A 15,748-nucleotide genomic window follows, 5' to 3' on the forward strand; every position below is an offset into this window, starting at 1 on the left:
TAGCAACCGATCGGTCGGAAGCTAAAGAGGTGGTGGGCGGCTACCATGCCATGTCATGAGTCCTCGCAATTCCGTCCTTGAGGCCGGCCGCACCCGCCAGCGCATCGTCGACCGTGGTCTGACTCTCGCGTCCGTGGACGGCCTGGAGGGGCTGACCATCGGCCGACTGGCAACCGGGCTGGGGATGAGCAAAGCCGGTGTGCTGGGCCACTTCGGCACGAAGGAGAGCCTGCAACTCGCCGTCGTCGACGCCGCGGCGGAGATGTTCGCCCGCGAGGTGCCGCAGCGAGCCCGGGGCGTGCTGCCGGGACTGGCGCATCTGCGTGCGCTGTGTGAGGCGTGGGTGTCGTATCTGGAGCGGCAGCTGCTGCCCGGCGGCTGCTTCTTCACCGCAGCGGCGGCGGAGTTCGACGGCCGCGGCGGACCGGTGCGCGATGCCCTCGCCGGCCTGGACTCACTCTGGCGCCGCAACCTGAGTATCCACATCCGTCGCGCCGTCAACGTTGGCGACCTGCCGCCGGAGACCGACCCCGACCAACTGGTGTATGAGCTGGTCGGGATCATGCTGGCTCTCAACTACTCCCTGCAGCTCCATCGCGACAAGCAAGCATCTGGACGCGCCCGCTGTGCAGTGCAACGGCTTCTGGAAGCCCACTGACGAAACGTCACGTGCCTACGCCTCAGTCGCCGGGCGTGAAGGTCTTTGGCCACCGGCGCGATCCACGGGTGCGCCCCATTACCCGGGGACTGCCTCCCGCCTGTGCCGCGCGCCTCTTCGACGCACACACCGCTGGGGCTACCCGAGCAACAGCTCATGGACATCGTGGCCGAAGGCATCCAGGAGATCTGCTTCAAGGATCGCGGATGCAGCGCACACGGCCTGCTGGTCGGGCTCACCGGCATCGACTACCTGGACGTCGACTACTGACCATGCAGCCAAGCCGGAAGACACCCCCTAACCGACTGAACTGCGGAATGCCCGCCGGTACGCCTGCGGGCTCGTCCCGACGACCCTGCGGAACCGCTCCCGGAACGCCGTCGGCGAGCCGAAGCCGGCCTGGGCGGCGATGCGCTCGACGGGGTGGCCGGTGGTCTCCAAGAGGTGCTGGGCCCGGCGCACCCGGGCCCGGTGCAGCCACTGCAGCGGGGTCGTGCCGGTCTGGTCGCGGAAGCGCCGGTTCAGGGTACGGGTGCTCATGCCGGCCTGCGCCGCGACCTCGTCCAGGGTCAGGTCTCGGTCGCAGTTGTCCTCCAGCCAGGCCAGGAGAGGCTCCAGGGCGGCGCCGGCGGGGGCCGGCGGCTGGTCGTGGGCGATGAACTGGGCCTGGCCGCCCTCACGTTCCAGCGGCATGACCGCCATCCGCGCCGCGTGCGCGGCGACCGCCGATCCGTAGTCCTTGCGGATCATGTGCAGGCACATGTCCATGGCCGCGGCCGCGCCCGCCGAGGTCAGGAACTGGCCGTTGTCGACGTACAGGACGTTCGGGTCCACCTCGATCCCCGGGTGCAGCTCGGCCAGGGTGTCGGCAGCGGCCCAGTGCGTGGTCGCGCGCAGGCCGTCGAGGAGGCCGGTGGCCGCGAGGACGAACGCCCCGACGCAGACCGACGCGATCCGCGTGCCGTTCGCGGCCGCCGTGCGCAGGGCGTCGGCGACCTCGGTCGGCAGGGCGAGGGTGGGATCCGCGAGGCCCGGCACGATGATCGTGTCCGCGTCGGCCAGCGCGTCCAGCCTGTACGGCGCCTTGATCGTGAACGCGCCGCCCGCCGCGGCCACCTCGTCCGCCGGCCCGCACACCCGTACCCGGTAGGCGGCCCGGCCGTTGGGCAGCCGGGCCCGGCCGAAGGTGTCGATCGGCACGGTGAAGTCGGACGGGATGACCTGGTCCAGGACGAGTACGGCGACGGTGTGCATGGCAGGAACGTAACTGGTCGACGGGTTATCGCAAATTATGGTGGCGATTTTCTGGCATCTGTGCAGATAAGTCTGACGAGATTCCGTTGAATGGTGGCAGTAATGCCGCTTCTGCAAGATCCTCCGGCCGCCTACGGTCGAGGCCGTGACCAAGTTCCTCCTCTCCGTCCATGTCCTGGCTGTGATCGTCGCCATCGGTCCCGTTTGCGTCGCGACCAGCATGTTCCCGCCCGCCGCCCGCCGCGTCATCGAGGCGCCGGACGACGTCCGGGCCGCCGGGACCCTTCAGCTGCTGCACCGGATCTGCAAGGTGTACGCCGTCGTGGGCGTCGTCGTCCTCGCTTCTGGGTTCGCCACGGCCAGCAACATGCGCATGCTCGGCAGTGCCTGGCTGAACACGTCGATCGCACTCACCGCGCTCGCGGCCCTCGTGCTCGTCGCGCTGGTGCTGCCTCGGCAGAGTGCGCTGGTGGAGGGTGGCACGGGTGGTGCCACCCGGCAGGCCACCGTCCAACTGGGCATGTTCACCGGGGTGTTCAATCTGCTGTGGGCCGCCGTGACGGTTCTGATGATCGTGCGGCCGGGGTCGACGACCGGCGCCTGAGCGCCTTCGCGGGTTTCTGTTGTCGCGGGGCGTGCCGGGTCGTCTCCGGGTCATGCACACGACTCGACAGATCAGCCGCCGAAACATGCTGAAGGCCTCGGGAGTGGCGGTGGGGACCGCCGCCGGGACCGCCGGCGGTGCCTTCGCCCATCCTGGCCTGCTGACCGCCGACCACCACGCGCAGAGAACGAGCCATAGCGGCGCTCCACGGCTCATCGGGTGGAGAGGAGTTGCTCGGCCCAGATGGTCTTGCCGGTGGAGGTGTAGCGGGTGCCCCAGCGCTCGGTCAGCTGAGCGACGAGGAGCAGGCCGCGGCCGCCCTCGTCGAAGACGCGGGCGCGGCGAAGGTGAGGGCTGGTGGCGCTTCCGTCGGAGACTTCGCAGATGAGGCTTCGATCGCGGATCAGCCGCAGCTTTATGGGGGGTTGGCCGTATCGGATGGCGTTGGTGATCAGCTCACTGACGACGAGTTCTGTCACGAAGACCTCCTCCTCCAAACCCCAGTCGGCGAGGCGTTCGCGGGCCCGCTTGCGCGTCTCGGGAACGACGGCGGGATCGCTGTCGAGGTCCCAGGAGACCACCTGGTTCTGGTCGAAGACTCTGGTGCGGGCGAGGACGAGGGCAATATCGTCGGCGTGCGGTCCCGGGGCGGTATTCAGAACGCTGTCAGCCAGTGCGTCGAGGGACAAAGCAGGCTGGGTGAGAGCACGGCGCAGGTCAGAGACGGCCTGCTCGACGTCGCTGCCGCGAGTGTCGAGGAGCCCGTCGGTGAAGAGGGCGAGAAGACTGCCTTCGGGCAAGGTGAGCTCGGTCGCCTCGAAAGGCAGACTTCCCAGGCCCAGCGGCGGGCCGGGGGGAAGGTCGATGACGCTGCTGCTGCCATCCGGATGGACCAGCACAGGGGCTGGGTGACCGGCCCGGGCCAGAGAGCAGGCGCCCGAGACTGGGTCGTAGACGGCGTACACACAGGTGGCGCCGATGTCACCAGGGATCTCACAGGTGGCGTCCGCTTCTCCGTTCCGGTCGCGCTCGTCGTGGGTCACTATGTCGTCGAGGTGGGTGAGGAGTTCGTCGGGGGGCAGGTCGATGTCGGCGAGGGTACGCACCGCGGTGCGGAGCCGGCCCATGGTCGCCGCGGCGTTGATCCCATGGCCGACGACGTCACCGATGACAAGGCCGACCCGCGCCTCGGGCAGTGGGATCACATCGAACCAGTCTCCGCCCGCTTCCGTCCCGTCACTGGCCGGCACGTAGCGGACAGCGGTCTCGATGGCCGGATGCACGGTCGGTCCCTGCGGCATCAGACTTCGCTGCAGTGCCAGCGAGATGCCGCGCTCGCGCGTGAATCGCCGGGCGTTGTCCAAGCAGAGCGCGGCCCGCGTGACCAGGTCCTCAGTGACGGTCAGATCATCGCGGTTGAAAGGCTCGCGAGACGCTGTCCGGACAAATAGGGCTGCGCCGAGGATGCCGCCCGGGGCGCGGATGGGCACGGCGATCACCGAGGGTGTCCCAAATGCGTCGGCGAGCGCAGCGTGGGCGGGGTCCTCGGCCAGCCAATGGACGACCTCAGGAGCTTCAGGGTTGTACATGACAACCCTATCGTCGGCCAGACACCGGGCGACCGGTGACGACTGCGGAGGAGTGTGTGACTCTCCGGGATTGGGCAGACCAGCGAACAGCGGATACTCGAACGCCGATCGCTGCGCTGTCCGGCGCAGCGCGTGGGGATCGTGAAGGGACGGCGACGGCAGCTCGCCTCCGTACACCGGATGCAGAATGTCGACGCTGACGAAGTCGGCGAAACGGGGGACAGCGACCTCGGTGATCTCCTGGGCGGTTCGCACGATGTCCAGGCTGCTTCCGATATGGGTCCTGGCCTCGCTCAGAAGAGCGAGTCGCTCCCGGGAGCCGTACTGTTGGGAGAAGTCGGACACCGCGAAGCCCACGGCGCGCACTTGGCCTGCCGAATCCTTGAGCGGAAAGATGTCGACCACCCAAGCGTGCGCCTTGGCCGCGCCGGGGAGCTTGACGAACTGCTCGAGGGCCTCCGCCCTTCCGGTCTCCGCCACTCTGAGGAGTCGCTGTTCCGCCTCCTCGAACGCGGGACCGAAAAGGAACTCGGTCTGGCGTCGGCCGTGAGCTTCGTGCTCGGTTACCCCGGTCATCTGCTGCATCGGCTCGTTCATGCGTAGCACTCGTGCCTCGAGGTCGAAGATCACGAGGGCGGGAGGCTGCTGCTCGAACATCCATTCAGTGAGTGCGCTGTCCGCGTATGTGCCCGTCATTGTTCTGTGCGCGATCGTCAACAAAAGGCCGGCCTTGTGCTCGGCGTCCAGCAGCGGGGACAGATGAATCTGCGTGTTCAGGAGATGGCCGTCTCGGTGCCGTGGTGTGCCATCGGAGGTGAGGAGCGCGGTCACATGCTTCCCGGTCGCCTCGGCGGGGGTGTATCCGAACACGGCTTCCGCGTCGCTGCTCCAATAGGCGATGTTGCCGTCATGGTCTGTCACGGCGATACCGGCGTTTCCGCCCGGCGGAGGCGTGAGTCGGCCTGTCTGCTGACCCCATTGGTTCATGGTGTGTACCTGACCCTCCTGCACAGGTGCAGGACATTCATCCACGATGATCCCCTCGCGGCCAGATGGCAAGGTGGGCTGTCTGCGTCCTTGCGACCTGTGGCCGACGCCGGGCCCCTCTCGGTCGGCGGCCCGGCCGATCGACCTTGGACGGCCGGGCGCCGGCCGGGGGCCCGCACACTGCTGTGGGCCTGTTCCCGACTGCGGGCGGAGGGGGCGGTTTAGGTGTACGAGGCAGATGAGCGGCGCGGGCGAAGCTCATGGTGCAGGCCTGGCCCCGGAGCCTCCGATTCAGGGAGCAAGAGCTGCCTCGTACTCGATCCCGGTGGGACCGGGGCCGCAATGAATTCGGCACCGCTTGTCCCTTCCGCTGCCGAAGGAGCTGATCACCGTCGGCGACGGCACCGGCTTTCCCACCACCGCCCACCTCGCCTCCTACGCCAGCTTCGCCCCGGCGGCGCAGCCGTCCGGACCTCGGTCCACGGCGAATACGGCTCCAGAGGCGGCAACCGGCAGCTCAAGCGCGCGATGTTCCTGTCCGCGGCCGCCGCCCTGCGCGATTCCGGCCTCCCGCTCCTGCTATGACCGATGCCGGGCCCGCGGAAAGATCCACACCCAAACCCTCCGCCCGCCGGGTCGCCGGGGCACGGAGCTCCGGCGGACGACCTCGCGCCGGAACCCGAAGCGTGCCGCGGGACGTGTCGTCCCGCGGCGTTGCCGCCGGGGCCATGTTGCTCTTCTCTGCGGAACCGGCAGCCCGGTCCTTCGGGGCCCCAGGGCAGACTCAGCCGAGTCCGTCCGCGCCGACCTGGACGGCAGACTCGTCCAGCAGGGCGTCGGAGACGGGAAGCGGCCGCCCGTCGAGGCCGAGGACCGGGGTGGCCTCCTTGTACCAGGACTCGATCACCGCGTTGCCCCAGAAGTCACGGCGCCGGTCGTCGCGCACGTTCCAGCGGTACGTCTCGTGGTCCGGGTCACCGGTGTAGTAGTCGGAGGTGTAGATCTCGACTCGGTGACCGTCCGGGTCGCGCAGGTAGAGGTAGAAGGCGTTGGAAACCCCGTGCCGGCCGGGCCCGCGCTCGATGTGGTGCTCCTTGCGCAGCGCGCCGAAGATGTCGGCGCAGCGCAGGACTTGGTGCGACTCGTGGGTGGCCACGCCCAGGTGGTGCAGCTGGGGCCCGGCACCGCCGGTGAAGGCGACGTCATGGACGGTCTGCTTGCGGTACATCCAGGCCGCGTACAGCTCGTGCTCGTCGCCCTCGATGGTCTCCGAGCAGCCGAAGCCGAGGGACTTGTAGTGGTCGTAGGCGGCCGGGATGTCCGGGGTGCAGATGTTGAAGTGGTCCAGGCGGGCGATCTCGGCGCCGCGGTGGAGGTCGTAGCGCTGGATCAGGCGCTCGGCGCGGTCGATCTCGTGGAAGAACTCGACGGGGAAGCCGAGCGGGTCGATGACGCGGACGGCGTCACCGACTCCGTGCGTCCCCTCGCCCCTCTTCAACCGCTTGACCGGGCAGCCGAGCTCGGTGAAGTACCGCTCCGCCTTGTCGACGTCCTCGGGCGTGCGGACCCGGTAGGCGATGTGGTCGAGGGCTGCGATCTCCCCCTTGCGCAGGACCAGCGAGTGGTGGGTGAGCTCGTCGGTGCCGCGCAGATAGAGGGAGTCCGCGTCCTCGTACTGGATGTGGAAGCCGAGCATGTCGGCCCAGAACCAGCGGGCGGCACCGAGGTCGGTGACGGCGAGTTGGGCGTAGGCGGACCGGATGACGTCCGGGGCGTCCGGGTGCGGATGCGTGCTCATGACGAGGCTCCGAAGCGGGGGGTGTGGACGTCGCCCATGGCGACGTGGACGATCTTCGACTCGCTGTAGAAGTCGATCGAGTGCGCCCCGCCCTCGCGGCCGACGCCGGACGCCTTGACTCCGCCGAAGGGAGTGCGCAGGTCGCGGATGTTGTGGGAGTTGATCCAGACCATGCCGGACTCCACGGCGTGCGCGATGCGGTGGCCGCGCTTGAGGTTCGAGGTCCAGATGTAGGCGGCCAGACCGAACTGAGTGGCGTTGGCCAGCTCGATCGCCTCAGCCTCGTCGTCGAAGGGCGCGACCGCCACGACCGGGCCGAAGATCTCCTCCTGGAAGATGCGGGCGTCGCGCTCGACGTCGGCGAAGACGGTGGGCTGGAGGTAGTTTCCGTCACTCAGGTGGTCGGGACGGGCGCCGCCCGCGACCAGCCGGGCCTCCTTCTTGCCGATCTCGACGTAGTTGAGGACGCGTGCGTAGTGTTCGGGGTGGACCAGTGCGCCGACCTCGGTGGCCGGGTCGGAGGGAAGCCCGACGCGTACGTTCGCGGCTCGCTCGGCCAGTCGGCGGGTGAACTCCTCGTACACCGGCCGCTCGACCAGCACGCGCGAACCAGCCGTGCACCGCTCGCCGTTGAGGGAGAACACCCCGAACACGACCGAGTTCAGGGCGGCTTCCAGGTCGGCGTCGGCGAAGACGACGGCAGGGGACTTGCCGCCCAGTTCCATCGAGGTGGTCTTCAGGTGCTGCGCGGAGGAGCGGATGATGTGCCGGCCGGTGTCGGTGGAGCCGGTGAAGGAGATCAGCGGCACGTCCGGGTGGTCGACCAGGGCCTGGCCCGCCTCCTCGCCGATGCCGTGCACGATGTTCACCACTCCGGCGGGCACGCCGGCCTCTTCGAAGATCTCCTGCCACAGACTGGCCGACAGAGGCGTCCACTCGGCCGGCTTCAGCACCAGCGTGCAGCCGGAGGCCAGCGCGGGCGCCAGCTTCCAGCTCTCCAGCATGAAGGGGGTGTTCCAGGGCGTGATCAGCCCGGCGACCCCGACCGGCGTGCGCCGGACGTAGGAGAACTGTTCCTCGCCCTGCCGGAACGCCTCCTCGACGAGCGCGACGATCACGTCCGCGAAGTAACGGAAGTTCTCCGCCGCGCGCCTCGCCTGGCCCTTCGCCTGGGTGATCGGCAGGCCGGAGTCGTACGTCTCGAAAGCGGCGAGCCGGTCGTGGCGGGCCTCCACGGCGTCCGCGACGCGGTACAGGGTGTTCGCGCGCTCGCGGTTGGACAGACCCGCCCAGCCGGGGAAGGCGGCGCGGGCCGCGGCCACCGCCCGGTCGACGTCCGCCGAGGCTCCTCGCGCGGCTTGGGCGTAAACGGCGTTGGTGGCGGGCTCGCAGACGTCGAACGTCCGCCCGTCGGCGGCGTCGACGAGCTCGCCGCCGATCCAGTGCCGAATGGTCGAAGGCAGGTTTTCGGGCTTCACTTGTCGATTCCTGTCTGTGCGGTGAGGTCGCCGCCCTCGGCGAGCAGCGCACGAATCTTCGTCAGCCCCTGCTCGGTGGGCGTCACCAGCGGCGGACGTACGAAGTCGGAGGCAATACGTCCCTGCTGAGCGAGGACCCACTTGGCGGGTGCCGGGTTGGTCTCGACGAACAGCAGGTCGACGAGCGGGTGCAGGCGGTAGTGCAGGTCACGGGCGGCATCGAAGTCGCCGGCCTCCCACAGCTCGTACATCCGGGCCACTGCCGCGGGTGCGAGGTTGGCCACGGCCGAGACGAACCCGGCTCCGCCCAGTGCGAGCAGCGGCAGGCACAGCAGCTCGATGCCGGACCAGACCAGCAGGGAGCGGCCGCAGGCGTGCAGGACGCGGGAGAAGTGCTCGAAGTCCTTCGTCGTCTCCTTCACTCCGACGAAGTTCTCGAAGTCGGTGAACAGCCGCTTCACCGTCTCGGGGGCGATGTCGACGGCGGTGCGGGAGGGGACGTTGTAGGCGACGATCGGCAGGCCAGGGAACTCCCGGGCCACCGTCGCGTACCACTGGTACAGCGCTTCCTGGGTGGGCCGCGCGTAGTAGGGGGTGATGACGAGCGCCGCGTCCGCGCCCAGTTCCTGTGCCGCAGCGGTGATTTCGAGGGTCTCGTCGAGCTTGTGGGAGCCGGTGCCGGGCAGGAACGGTACCCGGTCGTCGATCTCCTTTGCCGTCGTACGCATCGCCGCGATGCGCTCGGCGACGCTCTGAGCGCTGGGTTCGCCGGTGGAACCCCCCAGCGAGATGCCGTGCGAACCGGACTCCAACTGCCAACGCACCAGAGCGCGCAGGCTGTCATGGTCGACGGCGCCGTCCGCGGTGAACGGCGTGACGACCGGCGCGATGGACCCGCGGATGGCCGACGGGTCGCTGCGGAACTTCACTGTGACTCTCCCTTGCACCAGGTCTCGTACGCGGTCCGCCAGGCCGGTCCCGGCGGATACAGGCCGTCGACACTCTCGCCGGCGGCCACCTGCTCGGTGATGAAGCGCTCCTGCCGCTCCTGCTCCCGGCAGTCGGCGACCAACTCGTCGGCGAGGTCGGGCGGTACGACCACCACGCCGTCCGCGTCGCCGACGATGAGGTCGCCGGGCTGGATGAGGGCTCCGCCGCAGGCGATCGGCACACCGGTGTCCCAGGGGACGTGCCGACGCCCGAGGACGGAAGGATGGGCGCCGGCCGCGTACACCGGCAGGCCCAGGTCCGCGATGGCGGCGCTGTCACGGACCGCGCCGTCGGTGACGACTCCGGCCGCCCCCCGCTTGTACGCACGCAGCGCGAGGATGTCACCGAGCGTTCCGGCGGTCGGATCCCGTCGGGCGTCCATCACCAGCACATGACCGGGACGCAGCTCCTCGATGGCCCGCTTCTGCGCGTTCATGCCCGTGCCGTACCGCTTGAACAGGTCCTCGCGCAGGGGCAGATAGCGCAGTGTGTGCGCTGTGCCCACCATCGTCTGGCCGCCTGCGGCGCTCACCGGTCGTACGCCGTCGATCGACATGTGCGGCAGACCGCGTGAGCGCAACTGGGCGCTGAGCGTCGCGACGGCGACGGACTTCAGCCCTTCGGCGAGGTGCGGGTGGAGCAGCGGCTCGGGCTCGTAGGCCGTCCCGTAGGCGGCCTCTCGTTCGGCCTGGTCCACCTTGGGCAGCGCACCGTACGCCTCCAGGGCGGGCCCCTCGGCGATCGGATTGCGCAGCCGTCCGCTCGACAGTTCTCCGGAGGTGACCTCCACCTCGACGAGGTCACCGGGACGGACGACGGAGGCGCCCGCCGGGGTACCGGTGAGGATCACGTCACCGGGTTCCAGCGTGACCAGCCGCGACAGATCGGCGACGAGCTGCCCGAAGGGGAAGAGCAGCGTGTCCGTGGTGTCGTCCTGCACGAGCTCGCCGTTCACCCACGTCCGTAGCCGCAGCGCGGACGGGTCGAGCCGGCGTGCGTCGAGCAGACGCGGCCCGAGCGGCGTGAAGCCGTCGGCTCCCTTCGAGCGCAGGTTGGAACCGCGGTCGGCATGGCGCAGGTCGTACACGCCTGCGTCGTTGGCGGCCGTCACCCAGCGGACATGGGACCAGCCGTCCTCGGGCCGCACCCGCTGGGCACGGGAACCGATGACGAGCGCGATCTCGCCCTCGAAGCCCAGCAGTTCGCAGCCGGTCGGCCGGACGATCGCCTCCTTGGTGCCCGCCAGTGACGACGGCGGCTTGAGGAAGTACGACGGCTGTGCGGGGATGCGCCCGCGTTCCCTGGCCCGGCTGGGGTAGTTGAGGTGAACCGCGACAATCTTCGTCGGCGGGTTCCCGAGCGGATGGGGCATCAGGCACGCTCCAGGAACGCCTGCACCTTGGCCTTGTAGGGCTCGCGGTCGTACGACTTGACGTAGGCGCCGGCCATGCGGACCGGGTCGCCGAAGAAGTAGTACTCGTACAGGGCCTGGCGGCTGGAGAAGGCGGAGATGCAGGTGTCCCATACGAGGCGGAACAGCTTCACGCGTTCGGGGCCGGTCAGGGTCGCGGACTGCAGGTAGGCCTCGATGTCGGCGGCGGCCGGGCCGGTGATGTCGAGTTCGGTCGGGGTGGCCATCAGGCCGGAGGCACCGAGCTTGCGCAGGATCTGTGGGAAGCGCTGGTAGAGCTTGGGATAGAGGTTGCGGGCGGCGTTGAGCGGGGCGAAGGCCGGGGTGAGGACCCCGTACTCGTTGATCTCGGCGTCCGCCTCGGCGGCACGCAGGAAGGCGCGCAGCATCTCCAGTGTGGTGATGACCTCGGCGATGTCCTCCTGGACGTGCTGGAACTGCTCGATGCCGATCGCCTCGGTCAACAGCGACACCAGGCCGAGGATGTACTCGGTCTTGGCGGTGGTGCGGGTGACGACCTGGTGGGTCATGTGGTTGACCGAATTGGTCTGCGAGTAGAAGCCGTTGCACAGCTCGGCGTCGCCCATGGCGAAGACGCGCTCGTACGGCACGTGCACGTTGTCGAAGACGACTACGCAATCCGATTCCTCGAAGCGGGAGGAGAGAGGGTGGTCGTGCCGGGGCCGGTTGTAGTCCAGCGGCTCGCGGGCGATGTAGCGCAGGCCCGGGGTGTCGTTGGGGATGGCGAAGGCGTAGGAGTACGGCTTGTCCTCCGGGGTGCCGCGCAGCACGGTCGAGGGGAAGACCAGCATCTCGTCGGCGAACGGCGCGATGGTGGCGAGCATCCGCGCGCCGTGGACGACTATGCCGTTGTCGTCCTCCTTCACGATGCGCGCCGCGAGCTTGCCGCCCGCCTGCTGGGTGCCGGCCACCGCGCGGTTGACCTGTGGCGGGATCAGGGTGTGTGTGGCAAGGAGGTCCTCTTCGCGGGCCTTCTCGTAGTAGCGGCGGATGTTTTCGCCGAACGCGGGGTTGGCCTGGGCGAACCAGTCGGCGGCCGAGTTGAGGGCCATCAGGGAGGCGTTCATGTAGTCGCCGGTGCGGCCGAGCATGCCGTTGCTGTGGTCGGCCCACACCTTGTACGCGTTGCGGCGCTTGACCAGGTCTTCCGGGGTCTTCGGAGTGAGGAAGGAGGTGCCGACGGGCTCCCCTGACGTGGGCGAGGTGTAGGTGAGGGCGTCCTTGTGCTCGGCGCTGTGCTGGAGGTCGTACAGCTCGGCGTAGGTGCGCACCACGTTGCGGAAGGCCGGGTGGTCCTGGATGCCTCCGGTGACCGTTTCGCCCTGGAGGTGGACGGTGGGGCGGGAGGCGGAGAGTCGCTCGAGGTATTCCTTGCCGGTGCGTGCGGCCATGGTGGTACTCCTGAAGAGGGTGAGAGGCGTCAGATGAGGTGTTCGATGCCGTTGGATACTTCGCCGACCGTGCCGAAGCGACTCCATGCGTAGGTGAGGGCGTCGCCGTCGCGGTGGCCCAGGTCGGTGACCCGGCCGAGGACGAGGGTGTGATCGCCGCCGTCGTACGCACGCCAGGGATCGCATTCGACCCAGGCGAGCGGGTGGGCCAGGCGCGGGACGCGGGCGTCGGCGGCCCAGCGGGGCTCGGCTGCGTCCCGCGCTCCGGCGAACTGCCGGGCCAGCGGCTCCTGTTCGGCGCCGAGGATGTTGACGCAGAAGGGCCGGTCGAGCAGTTGGTCGTGGCAGCGGGCTCGGCGGGCGACGCTGATCAGCACCAGCGGGGGATCGGTCGACACCGAGGTGAAGGAATTCATGGTGGCCCCACGCGGGCCGTCGTCCCCTTCGTACGTCACGACGGTGACGCCGGTGAGGAACCGGGACATGCAGGCGCGTAGCGCGCCGGGGGCGGGCGGGGCGAGGGTTTCGGGCATGGCTGGCTCCCTTGGCCGGGAGGATCTGCCCCTGTCGGGTGAACAGACAGCAAGGGGGCAGAAGTGTGGATATGAAGACCAAAGCAAGTAATAAAAGCTTTGATTAATTGGGGACCGTACCCCCCGAGACCGAGGCTTGGGAACCCCTGCAGGGAGAAAGACCTGCTACTCGCCGGAAACCTCGCGCCCAGGTCCGGGCCTAGACTCCCCGTGTGACCCAGGAACAGCCCGACACCGAGCATCTGCACTTCTGGTCGTTCATCGACCACGCCGTCGAGCGGGCCGGCCGGGAACTGTCCGGTGTCGATCCGCTCGCGATGCGACTGGTGCTCACCCTGCACCGGGCCGCCAATATGGTCGTCTACGACCTGGAGTCGACCGTGCACCGGCCGCGCGGCTGGTCGTGGCCCGGGTTCCGGGTGCTGTTCGCGATCTGGCTGGCGGGGCCCGTCGAGGCGAAGAAGGTCGCGGAGCTGTCCGGCATGAGCCGTGCGGCCGTATCGGCCCTGGTGAACACGCTCGAGCGAGACGGTCTGGTGCGCAAGGAGCGCGCGCCGTACGACGGACGCGCGGTCCAGCTGAGCCTCACCGACGTCGGCCGGGACTCGATCGCCTCCGCCTTCCAGGCGCACAACGAGCGCGAACGGCAATGGGCGGGCTCGCTCAGCCAGGACGAGCTGCATACCCTGATCGACCTGCTGGGCAAGTTGACTGCCCACTCCACCCACTTCGGCGCCCGGCACCGGGAGTGACCGATGCCGGACACAGCCGCGGAGGCCCCGACGGTCCCGGGAGCCGTGGCCTCTGCCGTTGAGGCGTTGACACCGGCGAGCATCCGCCGCGCATACTCGGGCGTATGGGAGTCCTTGTCGCCAAGAGTCCGGACGAATGGGCCCAGGTCATCACCAAGAGCTTCGTGCCGCTGTCACTGGGCTCCGTGTCCGGGTCCTTCCGCGGTTCGGCGCGCTCCAGCGTTCTGGGACCCGCAGTCACGCTCACCGAGGTGCGCACACAGGGCGCCTCCGTCGTGCTGCGGTCGGCCCACCTGGTGCGCCGCGAGCCGAGCGACGACTTCCTGTTCTCGCTGCACCTCGAGGGGGATGGGGCCGTCCTCCAGGAGGAGCGCGAGGCAGGGCTGTCGTGTGGCGGCGGTGCGCTGTACGACGCCTCGCGGCCGTACGAGCTGCGGTTCCCGACAGACACGCGGCAACTGGTTCTGCAGATGCCCCGAAACCAGCTGCGCGAGCGGGTCGGCAGGCCGGAGGACCTGTGCGGGCGAGCGCTGCCCGCGCAGCACGCCACGGTTCGGGTTCTGGCCGCGTACGTGCGGGAACTGGCCGAGGCCTGCGACGACCTCAGGGGCGACCAGCGGACCGAAATGGGTCTGACGGCCGTCGACCTCCTGGCCACCGCATTGCGTGCGGTGGCGGGTGAGGGATTCGGCGTGCCCACCGGACGTGAGGCTCTGCTCGCCTCCATGCGGGCCTACGCAAAGCAACACCTGGCCGATCCCGGGCTGACCCGTGAGTCCCTCGCTCGCCACCACCGGGTCTCGGTGCGATACGTTGCCGAGCTGTTCGCCGCCGCCGGCACCTCGCCCGCCGCTTTCATCCGCGACGAGCGCCTGCACGCCGCCCATCGCGCCCTGACCGACCCCCGGTACGCCGGCATGACGGTGTCCGCGGTCGCGGCCCGCTGCGGCTTCATCGACCGCACCACGTTCACCCGTGCTTTCGCCCGCGCCTACGGACGTACGCCCGCCGAGGTGCGAGCGGCGTACAGCCGGGAGCCCTGACGCCCCGCCGCTTTGATCGGCCCGGTGCAACTGCCGGGCGAGCGCTCTGGAGGCGACGACTGCAGAAAACGCCGCCCACCAGTGCACGCAACGCCGCATCCCCCCATGCGCGGCCTCCTAAGGTCAGGGCACTTCGCGTATCGACACCGACCAGGAGGCCCCCGTGCCGACCACGTATCGTGTTGCCGCCGTCCAGGCAGAGCCCGTGTGGCTCGACGCCGGCGCCACCGTCGAGAAGACCATCGGCCTCATCGAGGAGGCCGCTGACCAGGACATCTCTCTGATGGCCTTCCCCGAGACCTGGATCCCGGGCTACCCGCTGTTCCTCTGGCTCGGCCCGGTCGCCGGTCAGATGCCGTACATCGCCCGCTACCACGCGAATTCCCCGACCGTCGACAGCGCGCACCTCACCGCGATCCGGCAGGCCGCCCGCCGCACCGGCGTCGCCGTCGCCCTCGGCTACAGCGAGAAGGACTACGGCAGCCTCTACATGGCCCAGACCCTGATCGCGCCGGACGGTTCCGTGCTCCTGCACCGCCGCAAGCTCAAGCCCACCCACGTCGAGCGCAGTCTCTTCGGGGAAAGCGACGGCAGCGATCTCAAGGTCGTCCAAACCCCGCTCGGCCGTATCGGTGCGCTCAACTGCTGGGAGCACCTGCAGCCGCTCAACAAGTACGCGCTGTACGCCCAGCACGAGCAGGTACACATCGCCGCGTGGCCCGCCTTCGGCCTCTACAAGGGCATCGCCTACGCGCTGGGCGCCGAGGCGAACATGGCCGTCACCCAGACCTACGCCCTGGAAGGAGGCTGTTTCGTCATCGCTCCGACCCAGGTGCTCAGCGAGCGCGGCATCGAGACCTTCGCGACCACCGACGAGCAACGCGCCCTGCTCACGGCAGGGGCCGGCCGCGCCTGCATCTTCGGCCCCGACGGCAGTCCCCTGGGCAAGCCGCTCGACGAGCACGCCGAGGGCCTCGTCGTCGCCGACATCGACCTCTCCCTGATCGACCTGGCCAAGAACGCCGCCGACCCCGCGGGGCACTACGCGAAGGCCGATGCCACCCGACTGCTGCACGACGATCGGCCCAAGCGCGCCGTGGTGCGGCCGGGCGAGATCGCGGGCCCCTACTTCCCCGACCTGGACGAGCCCTCGGTGGAAGACACCACCGCCTGAGGCAGAACCGATCGGCGCCCTCGCGAGCCCTGCCCGCCGTACGGACGACACGTCGCCCGCACGGC

General features: G+C 69.3%; 13 protein-coding genes and 2 pseudogenes. 7 read left to right on the forward strand and 8 right to left on the reverse strand.

Annotation, left to right across the window (positions count from 1 at the left end; genetic code table 11):
• The first annotated feature begins 55 nt into the window (after nt 1-55).
• On the forward strand, nt 56-658 hold the full coding sequence (locus ABZ725_RS49635; protein ID WP_358808973.1) for a TetR/AcrR family transcriptional regulator: 603 nt from the start codon (nt 56-58) through the stop codon (nt 656-658).
• A 297-nt stretch (nt 659-955) separates the two neighbouring features.
• On the opposite strand, the gene ABZ725_RS49640 is transcribed toward ABZ725_RS49635, so the two are convergent.
• Nucleotides 956-1,912, reverse strand: a complete 957-nt coding sequence (locus ABZ725_RS49640; protein ID WP_358808974.1) for a helix-turn-helix domain-containing protein — start codon at nt 1,910-1,912, stop codon at nt 956-958.
• Nucleotides 1,913-2,057: 145 nt separating this feature from the next.
• On the opposite strand from ABZ725_RS49640, the gene ABZ725_RS49645 reads away from it, so the two are divergent.
• Both ABZ725_RS49645 and ABZ725_RS49650 read left to right on the forward strand, forming a co-directional pair.
• Complete coding sequence (locus ABZ725_RS49645; RefSeq protein WP_358808975.1) at nt 2,058-2,516, forward strand: hypothetical protein; 459 nt, start codon at nt 2,058-2,060, stop codon at nt 2,514-2,516.
• A 52-nt stretch (nt 2,517-2,568) separates the two neighbouring features.
• A pseudogene (locus ABZ725_RS49650) lies at nt 2,569-2,652 on the forward strand (twin-arginine translocation signal domain-containing protein); the annotation flags it as partial.
• A 76-nt stretch (nt 2,653-2,728) separates the two neighbouring features.
• Here the strand turns inward: ABZ725_RS49650 and ABZ725_RS49655 are convergent.
• Nucleotides 2,729-5,026, reverse strand: a complete 2,298-nt coding sequence (locus ABZ725_RS49655; RefSeq protein ID WP_358808976.1) for a SpoIIE family protein phosphatase — start codon at nt 5,024-5,026, stop codon at nt 2,729-2,731.
• Nucleotides 5,027-5,474: 448 nt separating this feature from the next.
• Between ABZ725_RS49655 and ABZ725_RS49660 the strand changes: the two are divergent.
• A pseudogene (locus tag ABZ725_RS49660) lies at nt 5,475-5,717 on the forward strand (transposase); the annotation flags it as partial.
• 159 nt (nt 5,718-5,876) lie between these two features.
• Here ABZ725_RS49660 and hpaD read toward each other — a convergent pair.
• From hpaD to ABZ725_RS49690, 6 genes are read right to left on the reverse strand one after another with little or no spacing between them, the layout of a single operon-like run.
• Complete coding sequence (gene hpaD, locus ABZ725_RS49665) at nt 5,877-6,890, reverse strand: 3,4-dihydroxyphenylacetate 2,3-dioxygenase (RefSeq protein WP_358808977.1); 1,014 nt, start codon at nt 6,888-6,890, stop codon at nt 5,877-5,879.
• Entirely contained in the window at nt 6,887-8,368 is a 1,482-nt protein-coding gene (hpaE, locus tag ABZ725_RS49670; protein ID WP_358808978.1) for a 5-carboxymethyl-2-hydroxymuconate semialdehyde dehydrogenase, read from the reverse strand. The genes hpaD and hpaE overlap by 4 nt, the downstream gene beginning before the upstream one ends.
• Nucleotides 8,365-9,297, reverse strand: coding sequence for a 4-hydroxy-tetrahydrodipicolinate synthase (gene dapA / locus ABZ725_RS49675; RefSeq protein ID WP_358808979.1), 933 nt, complete (start codon nt 9,295-9,297; stop codon nt 8,365-8,367). The genes hpaE and dapA overlap by 4 nt, the downstream gene beginning before the upstream one ends.
• Nucleotides 9,294-10,730: a fumarylacetoacetate hydrolase family protein gene (locus ABZ725_RS49680; RefSeq protein ID WP_358808980.1), complete on the reverse strand. Its 1,437-nt coding sequence runs from the start codon at nt 10,728-10,730 to the stop codon at nt 9,294-9,296. The genes dapA and ABZ725_RS49680 overlap by 4 nt, the downstream gene beginning before the upstream one ends.
• Nucleotides 10,730-12,181 (reverse strand): 4-hydroxyphenylacetate 3-monooxygenase, oxygenase component, encoded by a 1,452-nt coding sequence (gene hpaB / locus ABZ725_RS49685; RefSeq protein ID WP_358808981.1) that lies wholly within the window; start codon nt 12,179-12,181, stop codon nt 10,730-10,732. Before hpaB ends, ABZ725_RS49680 begins: the two co-directional genes overlap by 1 nt.
• 29 nt (nt 12,182-12,210) lie before the next feature.
• Complete coding sequence (locus ABZ725_RS49690; RefSeq protein ID WP_358808982.1) at nt 12,211-12,714, reverse strand: flavin reductase family protein; 504 nt, start codon at nt 12,712-12,714, stop codon at nt 12,211-12,213.
• 212 nt (nt 12,715-12,926) lie between these two features.
• On the opposite strand from ABZ725_RS49690, the gene ABZ725_RS49695 reads away from it, so the two are divergent.
• From ABZ725_RS49695 to ABZ725_RS49705, 3 genes are all read left to right on the forward strand, one after another.
• Nucleotides 12,927-13,466 (forward strand): MarR family transcriptional regulator, encoded by a 540-nt coding sequence (locus tag ABZ725_RS49695; protein ID WP_358808983.1) that lies wholly within the window; start codon nt 12,927-12,929, stop codon nt 13,464-13,466.
• A 104-nt stretch (nt 13,467-13,570) separates the two neighbouring features.
• Nucleotides 13,571-14,509: a helix-turn-helix domain-containing protein gene (locus ABZ725_RS49700; protein WP_358808984.1), complete on the forward strand. Its 939-nt coding sequence runs from the start codon at nt 13,571-13,573 to the stop codon at nt 14,507-14,509.
• A 163-nt stretch (nt 14,510-14,672) separates the two neighbouring features.
• Entirely contained in the window at nt 14,673-15,683 is a 1,011-nt protein-coding gene (locus tag ABZ725_RS49705; protein ID WP_358808985.1) for a carbon-nitrogen hydrolase family protein, read from the forward strand.
• The last annotated feature ends 65 nt before the right edge of the window (nt 15,684-15,748 follow it).

Source organism: Streptomyces sp. NPDC006872, assembly GCF_040635845.1.
GTDB lineage: Bacteria > Actinomycetota > Actinomycetes > Streptomycetales > Streptomycetaceae > Streptomyces.